The sequence below is a fragment of the Massilia paldalensis genome (genome assembly GCF_044901715.1).
Classification (GTDB): domain Bacteria; phylum Pseudomonadota; class Gammaproteobacteria; order Burkholderiales; family Burkholderiaceae_D; genus Telluria; species Telluria paldalensis.
This window is the reverse complement of record NZ_JBJCIU010000002.1, coordinates 659,366-668,575: the sequence shown is the minus strand read 5'-3', so window position 1 is coordinate 668,575 and position 9,210 is coordinate 659,366. Positions and strand designations below refer to the sequence as shown.

Annotated in this window: 8 protein-coding genes; 1 reads left to right on the top strand and 7 read right to left on the bottom strand. The window is 67.2% G+C overall.

The window, feature by feature from the left end:
* Position 1 precedes the first annotated feature (1 nt).
* Positions 2 to 1,192 (bottom strand): type II secretion system F family protein, encoded by a 1,191-nt coding sequence (locus tag ACI1V7_RS12695; RefSeq protein WP_404532115.1) that lies wholly within the window; start codon positions 1,190 to 1,192, stop codon positions 2 to 4.
* A 69-nt stretch (positions 1,193 to 1,261) separates the two neighbouring features.
* Positions 1,262 to 1,705: a type II secretion system major pseudopilin GspG gene (gspG, locus tag ACI1V7_RS12690; RefSeq protein WP_404532114.1), complete on the bottom strand. Its 444-nt coding sequence runs from the start codon at positions 1,703 to 1,705 to the stop codon at positions 1,262 to 1,264.
* 517 nt (positions 1,706 to 2,222) lie between these two features.
* Here gspG and ACI1V7_RS12685 point away from each other — a divergent pair.
* Positions 2,223 to 2,480, top strand: a complete 258-nt coding sequence (locus tag ACI1V7_RS12685; protein WP_404532113.1) for a hypothetical protein — start codon at positions 2,223 to 2,225, stop codon at positions 2,478 to 2,480.
* Here the strand turns inward: ACI1V7_RS12685 and ACI1V7_RS12680 are convergent.
* The 5 genes from ACI1V7_RS12680 to ACI1V7_RS12660 form a co-directional block, all read right to left on the bottom strand.
* Positions 2,438 to 3,316, bottom strand: a complete 879-nt coding sequence (locus ACI1V7_RS12680; protein WP_404532112.1) for a LuxR C-terminal-related transcriptional regulator — start codon at positions 3,314 to 3,316, stop codon at positions 2,438 to 2,440. The genes ACI1V7_RS12685 and ACI1V7_RS12680 overlap by 43 nt on opposite strands.
* Positions 3,313 to 4,062: a winged helix-turn-helix domain-containing protein gene (locus ACI1V7_RS12675; protein WP_404532111.1), complete on the bottom strand. Its 750-nt coding sequence runs from the start codon at positions 4,060 to 4,062 to the stop codon at positions 3,313 to 3,315. Before ACI1V7_RS12675 ends, ACI1V7_RS12680 begins: the two co-directional genes overlap by 4 nt.
* Positions 4,063 to 4,363: 301 nt before the next feature.
* Entirely contained in the window at positions 4,364 to 4,927 is a 564-nt protein-coding gene (locus tag ACI1V7_RS12670; RefSeq protein WP_404532110.1) for an NF038129 family PEP-CTERM protein, read from the bottom strand.
* 17 nt (positions 4,928 to 4,944) lie between these two features.
* Positions 4,945 to 7,932, bottom strand: a complete 2,988-nt coding sequence (locus ACI1V7_RS12665) for an ExeM/NucH family extracellular endonuclease (protein ID WP_404532109.1) — start codon at positions 7,930 to 7,932, stop codon at positions 4,945 to 4,947.
* A 166-nt stretch (positions 7,933 to 8,098) separates the two neighbouring features.
* Positions 8,099 to 9,127: a TIGR03790 family protein gene (locus ACI1V7_RS12660; protein WP_404532108.1), complete on the bottom strand. Its 1,029-nt coding sequence runs from the start codon at positions 9,125 to 9,127 to the stop codon at positions 8,099 to 8,101.
* Between the last annotated feature and the right edge of the window lie 83 nt (positions 9,128 to 9,210).

Here is a 9,210-nt window from a genome sequence, read left to right as displayed (position 1 = left end):
TTCACGACATGTCTCCAGCAAGGTCGAAGATCGGCATGTACAGCAGGACCACGATGGCGCCCACCACCAGCCCGATGGCCGCCATCAGGAGGGGTTCGAAGGTGCGCGTGAAGCGGTCGATCCAGCGCCCGATCTCGCCGTCGTAGAAGGCGGCGGAGCGGGTCAGCATGGGCCCCATGTCGCCGGTGCGCTCGCCCACGCGCAGCATGCGCAGCGAGATCGGCGTGGTCAGGCCGTTGGCCTCGAACGCATCCGACAGCGGACGGCCCGACTCGATCGCCGCGCGCGCCGCGCGCAAGCCGGCGGCCAGGCCCGGCGACACCATGCCCTGCACCGTGTCGATGGCGGAGACGATCGTGATGCCGCCTTCGCTCAGCATGCCCAGCGTCAGGTACAGGCGCGACAATTCATAGATGCGCGCGCGTTCGCCGATGCCGGGCAGGCGCGCCAGCAGGCGCGCCGCGCCGCCCTGCCGCAGCGTGCGCCGCACCGACCATGCGACGCCCGCGGCCACGGCGGCAAAGCCCAGCAGCAGCGGTCCCGTGTGGCTGGCGGCGAACTGGCCCCATTCCAGCATCAGGCGCGACATCAGCGGCAGGCTGCGGCCCGCGCCCTGGTAGACCTCGGCGAAGCGCGGCACGACATACGACATCAGGAACAGGCTGACGCCGCCGCCCACGCACAGCAGGATCACAGGATAGATGGAGGCGCTGACGATCTTGGCGCGCACCGTGTCGATGCGCTGCTGGTATTCGATATAGCGTTCGAGCGCGCGCGGCAGGTCGCTGGTGCCTTCGGCGGCGCGCACGATGCCGACGTACAGCGGCGGGAACAGCGCCGGCTGCTCGGCCAGCACGCCGGAAAAGCGCTTGCCTTCGCGCAGGCCGGCGAGCAGGCGTTCCAGCACGCCGCGGGTGGCCGGCGCCGCTTCCTTTTCCAGCAGCGCCTCCAGGCCCTCGACGATGCCCAGGCCCGCCGTCAGCAGGGCCAGCAATTCCTGGCTGAACAGCACCAGCGACAGCTTGCCCTTGCCGCCGGCGCCGCGCAGCAAGGGGGCGCGCGCCGGGGCGATGGCGCTGACGTACAGGCCGCGCGCCTCGACCTGGCGGCGCGCGTCCGCCTCGTCGGCGGCGTCGACCAGCACGCTGGCGATGCTCATGTCGGGTGCGAGGGTACGTACCGCAAACTGCATGGGAAGGAAAACCCGAGGGAGATGGATGAGGGCAAAGGCTGCTTACCGGGAGCGATCGACCGGGGACGGTTACTGGGAGCTGATGTCGGCGTTGTCGCCTTCGCCGCCCGGCTGGCCATCCTTGCCGAGCGAGAGCACTTCGTACTCGGCCTTCGTGCCCGGGGCGCGATACTGATAAGTATGGCCCCAGGGATCGACGGGCACGCCTTTCTTCAGATAGGGGCCATTCCACTTGGCGGCGGCCGTCGGCGGGGCCGTCATCAGCGCGTTCAGGCCTTCCTCGGTCGTGGGATAGCGGCCGACGTCGAGGCGGAAGGTGTCCAGCGACTTCTCGAATGCCTCGATCTGCGCGCGTGCCACGGTGACTTCGGACTTGCCGAGCTGGGAGAAGTACTTCGGTCCGACGTAGGCGGCCAGCAGGCCGATGATCACGATCACCACCAGCAGTTCGAGCAGCGTGAAGCCTGCGTGGTGGGAACGGGCGGCGACGCGCTGATTCTGCATTCGATACATCAAACTGCTCCTTATTGCCCTAATGTAAAGCTCCAGCACAGGCTACCATGCGCGGGAAGATGCCCACAATGTTTTTATGCAATCAGAAAACCATTGTCGCAGAAAACCATTGTCGCATTTCACTCATGCTACTCCGCGTGCTGGCGCAACAGTAGGCGACTGCGCGATGCCCACATGAACATTCTGATAAGCAAGCATCGCGTTTTTAATTGCATTTCGGAAAATATGTAAATTCGCGCATTTTCCGGATCGCTAACACAATCCCGCCTCCAAGCAAGCCTTTTCCCATCAAATTCGGCGAATCCTTCGGGCATGTCGCGACAGCGCCACGGTGTTGCCTCAATACATCAAAAATTTCTTTGAGGATACTTCATCCAACGTCGCGCATTTGTACTCAACTGTATTCAAATGTCTTTCGAAAAGATAACATTTGCACGAAATTAACGAAAAAAAAATTCTCTTAGGAAAAATCGATGCCTACAATAGCTCATCTGTGAACGCCGCCTTTCCCTGAATCATGAAAAACTTCGCTCTTCGCCTTGTCTTCGGTTTCACCTTCGCCGCTTCCCTCGCAGCTTGCGGTTCGGGTGTCGAGGATGCCCAGCAGCTCCAGACCGCCGCTGCCGTGCAGGCCAACGTCGCCGTCGCCGCAGAGAACAGCCCGGCCCCCGATTGCGCCGCCGATGGCTGCAAGGGCCTGCGCATCATCGACGCCAATGCCGAGGTGTACCGCTACGAAGCGATGCGCCGCGCCGCCAACGAGCCGCAAGGCTGATCACCGCGGCGCCCGGCCGACTCCGGTTCGAGGCGCCATGGCTGCACGTTGTCCAGCAGCCGCAATTCCATGCAGCGGGCCAGCGCATGCGCCCGGTTGGTGACCCCCAGGGTCCGGTAGATCCGCTGCAAGTGATTCTTGACGGTCAGCGCGCTGATCCCCAGGATCCGTCCCATCTCTTCATTGCTCTTGCCTTCCCTGAGCCAGCCGACGATTTCCGTCTCGCGCGCGCTCAGGCTGCGCGCGGGCGCGCCCAGGCCGTCCGTGCGCGGCGCCGGCAGGCGCGCCAGCGCCAGGTGCAGGTGCGGCACCAGCAGCTCCAGGAAATAGGCGTGCCGCCCGTCCGGGCGCGTCGGCAGGCCGAACAGCACGAACACGCTGCCGCCTTCGCTCGTCTGCCCCGTGCCATGCACGAGCACGTTGTCGAATCCCAGCACGCCGAGCTCGCCGCTGAACGCGTGCAGCACCCCGCCCCCGTCCGGGCTGGCGAAATCCGCCAGCGCCGGCAGGCGCCCGCCCCCCATGCAATGGCGCGCGATGCGCAGCAGCAGGCCGTCGTGCGGATCGCGCAGCGCCTGCGCCGCGTGCGCGTCGAGCACCGTGCCGTGCAGGCATTCCAGCCGCTGCAAGGCGCCGCCGGGTCCGAAGCGCAGGCAGGCCAGCAGCTGGTGCGGCAGCAGCGCCTGCAGCTGTCCCTGCGACCACAGGAACAGCTGGCGCACGCTCGCCACGCGCAGGCCGGACTCGATCGCGCGCAGCAGGTATTCCTGCTCCAGGCGGCTCGGGATGACGACGGCGTCCGGCGCCGTGCCCCCGTCGGCGCGGGGATGGCTCATGCGGCGCCCATGTTGCCGATGCCGTGCTCGTGCGGCCCCTGCTGCCAGGCGACGAAACGGTAGCCGCTGCCGCGCACGGTCTCGATGTGCTGCTGGTGGCCGCTCGCCTGCAGCGCATTGCGCAGGCGCCCGACGTGGGTGTCGACCGTGCGTTCGTCCAGCACGGCATGGCGGCCCCACACCTTGTCCAGCAACTGCGAGCGCGTGTGCACGCGCTCCGGATGGTGCATCAGGAAGTTCAGCAAGCGGAATTCGACGGGGCCCAGCGCCACCTGGCGCGTCCCCGCCGTGACGCGCTGGGTGCCGGGATCGAGGCGCAGCCCGGCCATCTGCACCACGTCGTGCGCCGGGTGCGACAGCTGCGCCACGAAGGGTATGCGCCGGCGCAGCACGGCCTGCATGCGCGCCAGCAGTTCGCGCGGATTGAACGGCTTGGTGAGGTAGTCGTCGGCGCCGGATTCCAGCGCCAGGATCTTGTCGTGCTCGCCGCCCCGGCTTGCCACCATGATGATCGGCAGCTCGCGCGTGCGCTCGCGGGCGCGCAGGCGCCGGATCAGCGCTTCGCCCGACTCGCCCGGCAAGTCCCACTCCAGCAGCAGCATGTCCGGCAAGCCGTCGTCGATGGCCAGCCGGGCCGCTTCGGCATCGAGGCAGCTGGCGACGTCGTGGCCGGCGCAGTGCAGGTTCAGTTCCAGCAGCTGGCGGACTGCCGGGTCGGGGTCGACCACGAGGATATGTGCTGCCATGGGTGGATCCGGGCTGGTGAATCGGTGCGGCGCTGTTGCCGCCGTGACGGCCTGTCACGGCGAGGAAATTTTAATATGCACGAACGAAAACCAGCTGAACAATATGATTTGCCGTGGGTATTCAGAGCTTTGGCGAATAAATCGCCCGCCTGCCCTTTTTATGCGCCTTGCCTAGGGAGATGCGGGTTTGCGGGGTGCAGGGCGGCGCGATCGCGCCGCCGGGATGGGTTGCATAAACGCTACATGTTACGGGAAACGCCCTGGCCGCGCGGGCGGACAGGGCGTGCGGCCGGCGCCGGGATCAGCGCGCGCGGCGGCGCAGCGTGAAGCCCAGCAGGCCCATGCCGGTGAAGACGCTCAGCAGCGTCGACGGTTCCGGCACGTCGGCGGACGGCGTGACGAGGGCGATGTCGCTGCCCGTGACGACGGGTTGCGCACCCGGCAGCAGCTCGATCTGCGCCGCGCCGGCCAACAGGTAGTCCTGGCCCTGGGTCAGGTTGACGGCGAAGGTCGTGCCGTCGACGCCGGACGACGGACCGTCGAACGCGATGTCGAAGCTGAACAGGCCGCCGAAGGTCACGGCCTGCCACAGCCAGGACTGCGCCGACGACATGGTCAGCGTGCCGTCCACGCCGCCCGTCACGCCGGAAGCGTCCAGCACCTCGCCGAAGGCGCCGCCGAAATTGCTCAGGGTCGCCGTCGACAGATCGGCGCCGGCGCCGGCAAACGTCAGCTCCAGGCCGCCGTCGCCGCTGAAGCTCTTGGTGTTGACGCTGACGTGGTACATCGGTCCGGCGAACACGCTGCCGGAGACCAGCGCCAGGGCCAGCAGCGCACGGGAAAACAGGGTCTTGAAGTTCATCATGTCGCAATCCTCGGGAATCAGAAAGTACCGTTATAGAGTTTGGCGGTGTACGTCACGGCAACCTTGTTCGGATTGCTGAAGCTCAGGCTGACGGTGACCGAAGCGCCCGGGGCGAGCGTGCCCGGCAGGGTCACGTACGGCGCCCCACCCTGCTCGCCGCTCTTGTTGTCGAGCGTGACGCCGGCCGGCAGGTCCTGCAGCACGTACTGCAGCGGACCGGACAGCGCGGCGCTGCCCGTGTTCGTCACCGTGACGGTGCCGGCATACTTGGCGGTGAAGCGGTTGATCGTGTAGCCGGAGCGGACGATCTTCACGCCCCCCGTCACGTCGGCCGCGGCCGGCGCCAGGTTCAGGCTCACGACGACGGGATCGTGGTCGGAGGCGCGGAAGGCATTGTTCACGTACGGGTCGTCGTTCGTGTCGCCCGTGTTGTAGTCGATCGCCGGCGGCTCGTCCGCGTTGTTGTGCCATTCGGTCACGCCCGCGACCTGGCCGTCCAGCGAGGCGCTGGCCAGCGCGTGGTCGAGGTAGCCGCTCATGCCGTCGAACACATAGGAGTACGGGATCGTTATCGGCCGCACGAAGCGCTCGAGCTCGTTGACCATGCCCAGGCTCGTCAGGGTGGCGATCGGGTCTTCGTGGCCGTAGGAATTGAAGTCGCCGACGGCCAGCACGTCCGGGTCGCCCGCGGCCGCGACGACCTTCGGGATGAACACGTTCGCCAGCTGCTGCGCCTGCTGCACGCGGGTGGCGTTCCAGCAGCCCTGGCCGTCGCCGCTGTCGGTATTGCCCGTGCCGCCGCCGCAGCTGCCTTTCGATTTCAGGTGGTTCACGATCAGCGAGAACTTGGCGCCGTTGGCATTGACCTTGAAGGTCTGGGCCATCGGCGGGCGGTTGTTGACGGCATCGGCGTCCGACATCGCGCCGCCCACCAGGCTCAGCACGGCCGGCTTGTAGATCATCGCCACGCGGATCGCGTCGGTACCCGTCGCCGGGGGTTTCGGCACGTAGGCGTAGACCGTGCCGCCGACCGCCTTGTTGAGGGCGTCGACCAGGTAGGACACGGTGGTGTCGCCATTGTTCTCGATTTCCATCAGGCCCACCGCGTCGGCATCCATCGCCTTCAGTTCATTGACGATCTTGTCGCGCTGGCGCTGGAACTCGGCGAGGTTGTCGGCACCACGGCAATTGCTCTTGCTGGTGCTGCCGCCCACGGTGCAGCCGCGGCCGGTATTGCCCCAGGCGTCGGCGCCGTTGGTGAAGGTGGTGAAGAAGTTCAGCACGTTGGCGCTGGCCACCTTCACGTTGCCCGGCGCGACTTGCGGCTTGTCCATGCGCACGTTGCTGCGGCTGAAGACGGGGGTCTCGCTCGGCTGCAGCTTGTACCAGGCGCCGCCGCCGCCCGTGGCGCCGAAGTCGATCACGCCGGTGAGGCCAGTGACGGTGTCGCCGCTGCGCACGGTGCCGCCCTCGCCCAGGTAGGGGATGTGCTCCGGCGTGACGAAGACATTGTCGTCCAGCACGACCATATTGCGCGCATTGTCCGCGGCCAGCGCCAGCGCTTCCGGCGTGCCAGGGCGGTAGCGGTTGGTCGGGGTCTCGCGGCGGCCGTTCGACAGGATCAGCTCGCCGCGGTCGCCCAGGTAGTTGTTGCCATTGACGGTCAGCGGTTTGACGAAGCGCACCAGCATGCCCTCGTAGCGGCCCAGGTCCTCGCTGCCCAGGTCGATATTGGCGGGTACGATCGCCGGGCCCGCGCCCAGGTTCTGCACGGTGGCCTTGGTCAGCTCCGTGTAGGTGCGGGTGGCGCCGCTGGGCTTGTACTCGCTGATGGTGCCCGTCACGCGCACCAGGTCGCCGACGTTGGCGCTGGTGGTGTCGTAGACGTACAGGCCGTCCGACGTGGTCGGGTCGCCGTCGCCGTTCGGGTCCTGGATGAAGAAGCCGGTGCCGCTGAACTTCTTGGTGATCACGCCGGTCGTGGTCTGCACGGTGTTGGCGTAGGGGCTGGCGCTGCCGCTGCCCTGGATCTGCATGATGGAGAGCTGGCCTGAGACGGCCACGCTGACGGTGCAGCTGGCGCTCTGGCCGGCATCGTTGGTGAAGGTCACGACCACCGGATAGGTACCCGCGGCCACGCCCGCGCCCACGGCCAGCGTCGCCGTCGCGCTCGCACCCGTAGCGTTCGCGCGTACGACGTCGATCAGGCTGATGCCGGCGACGGCCCCGCCCGTGATGCTGGCGCCGTCGACGATGCTGTCGTCGTCCTTGGCCGAGAGCGGCGCGCTGAAGGCGCTGCCGGCGGCGCCTGCCACCGTGGCCGGGCAGCTCGGGACGATCGGTTGCGGGCCCGGCGCGCCGCCGCACAGGTGGTAGGCGCTGCCGCTGTTGCGCGGGCTCGGCGTGCCGACGACGAAGTCGGCGGCATTGTCGTCGCTGTCGTCGCAGCCGCCGCCGTTACGCAGGACGGCCGTCGCATTGGTCGGCGCCGCCGTCGGGCCGGTCCCCTCGAACGGCGTCGCCGTGGTGCCGAAGCCGACCAGGTCGACGACGCTCGCCGCGCGCGGATCGGTGATCGTGGTGGCGCTCTTGACCAGCACGACCTTGCCGGCCGTGCCGCTCATATTGATCGTGCCGGTCAGGTCCGGGCTGGGCAGTGCATCGCCGCCGCCGTTGCCGGCCGCGCCCTGGATCAGGTAGTACTGGCCCGGCTGCAGCGTCACGTCGCCGATCACCGTCTTGTTGGTCCAGCTGTTGCCCGCCGCGGACGCGTATTGCACGCTCCAGCCGCTGATGCTGACGGCCTCGGCGCTGCGGTTGAACAGTTCGATGAAATCGTTCTTGTAGGTGGCGCCGGAATTGCCGCCGCCGCCATAGGCCTGGCTGATGACGACGGGGCCGGGAGCGGCGGCCGCCGTGCCGGACAGGCCGGCCAGCAGTGCGGCGAGCACCGTCAGGCGGACGGGAAGATGGGGCGAAGCACAATCGGATACGCGGTGGGTCATGGTGGTCCTGGTCGGAATGGCAAGCGTTGTCAGTGAAATACTTAGCAGAAATGAATAGTAAATGCACAAATTGACAACGTCATGACGACCCGTTGGTCCGGATGGATCAATCCGGACCTTGAACGATCGATAACGCTACGCCGCCGGCGATGGCAGGCTGGGGCGCTCAGCGGCGCCGTGCGTAGGGCGCCGCCAGTGGCTCGCCGATGAACAATCCCTGCGTCGGCCAAGCAACGCTCTTCCAATAGGCTTCGATGGCGCTGTTGCCCTGTACATAGTGCTTGAGCAACACGGCGGGATTCGGGAATTTCTGCCAGTGGTTGCAGGGCTCGCTCACCGTGCCGTAGCTGGCCGTGGCGCCCGCCTCCAGCCAGCGCAGGATGCTCATCTGGGAATTGCCCAGCAAGTCGCCGCCCAGCGAGGTCAGGTGGTCGGCCAGCGCGCCCGGCACGAAGCCGAGCGTGTCGAGTTTCGCCACCTCGGCCATGCCCGTCTCGTAGATGATGACGTCCTTCGCCCCTTCCAGCACGTCGGCCTGCATCGTCTTCGTGGCCAGCTGGCGCGCCGCGATGCGGCCGGGCGGCGGGAAGAAGCCGGCGCGCGAATTGCGCGCCTTTTCCGACGTCTGCAGGAAATAGGCGGTGGCCGGCACCGTCTTGAAGCCGGCGCCGGCGCCGCGGTCGATCAGGGCCTTGGCCTGCTCCACCGATTCCGTCGGCATCAGCATCGACAGGCGCATGTGCAGGTCCGTATAGGGGCGCGCCGTGGTCGCGTTGAAATACGGGCTCGGCCGGCCGGCGGCGCAGGTGCGCGTGCATTGCTCGGGGTCGAAGCCGAGGCTGTAGGCGCCCGTGATGGCATTGCAGGACACCTTGTAGGGCGCCGTCCAGACCATCAGCACGGCCTGCACTTCCGGTTTCAACTGGCCGTCGATCTCTTCCTTGAGGGCCTGGAAGCGCGATTCGCTGATCTCGCGCGGCTTGCCGGGGATGTGCACGTGGACGACGTTGGCGGCCGGGATGCCGCGCCGCTTGCGGTAGTACTCGCCGATCTGGACGCTGTTCGGCTCCGCGTCGTTGATGACGATGGCCAGCTGCTCGGGCTGCAGGCTGGGCGCGCTGGTGAACTGGGCGCGGGCCGGCATGGCGCATGCCAGCAGGAGGCTGACGAGAATGGGCAGGAGGAATCTGGGCATCGATGTCGTCGGGGTGGTCATGGAAAGGAAACGGGAGCGTCATGCTCCCGTTTATCATGCCACGGTGGAAAGACCTGCAACTT

What these genes read in the sequence shown, in the direction of transcription:
- ACI1V7_RS12685 (WP_404532113.1), top strand. Translation starts at nt 2,223, where the DNA reads ATGAAAAACTTCGCTCTTCGCCTTGTCTTCGGTTTCACCTTCGCCGCT.
- ACI1V7_RS12675 (WP_404532111.1), bottom strand. Translation starts at nt 4,062, where the DNA reads ATGGCAGCACATATCCTCGTGGTCGACCCCGACCCGGCAGTCCGCCAG.
- ACI1V7_RS12660 (WP_404532108.1), bottom strand. Translation starts at nt 9,127, where the DNA reads ATGCCCAGATTCCTCCTGCCCATTCTCGTCAGCCTCCTGCTGGCATGC.
- ACI1V7_RS12665 (WP_404532109.1), bottom strand. Translation starts at nt 7,932, where the DNA reads ATGACCCACCGCGTATCCGATTGTGCTTCGCCCCATCTTCCCGTCCGC.
- ACI1V7_RS12680 (WP_404532112.1), bottom strand. Translation starts at nt 3,316, where the DNA reads ATGAGCCATCCCCGCGCCGACGGGGGCACGGCGCCGGACGCCGTCGTC.
- ACI1V7_RS12670 (WP_404532110.1), bottom strand. Translation starts at nt 4,927, where the DNA reads ATGATGAACTTCAAGACCCTGTTTTCCCGTGCGCTGCTGGCCCTGGCG.
- gspG (WP_404532114.1), bottom strand. Translation starts at nt 1,705, where the DNA reads ATGTATCGAATGCAGAATCAGCGCGTCGCCGCCCGTTCCCACCACGCA.
- ACI1V7_RS12695 (WP_404532115.1), bottom strand. Translation starts at nt 1,192, where the DNA reads ATGCAGTTTGCGGTACGTACCCTCGCACCCGACATGAGCATCGCCAGC.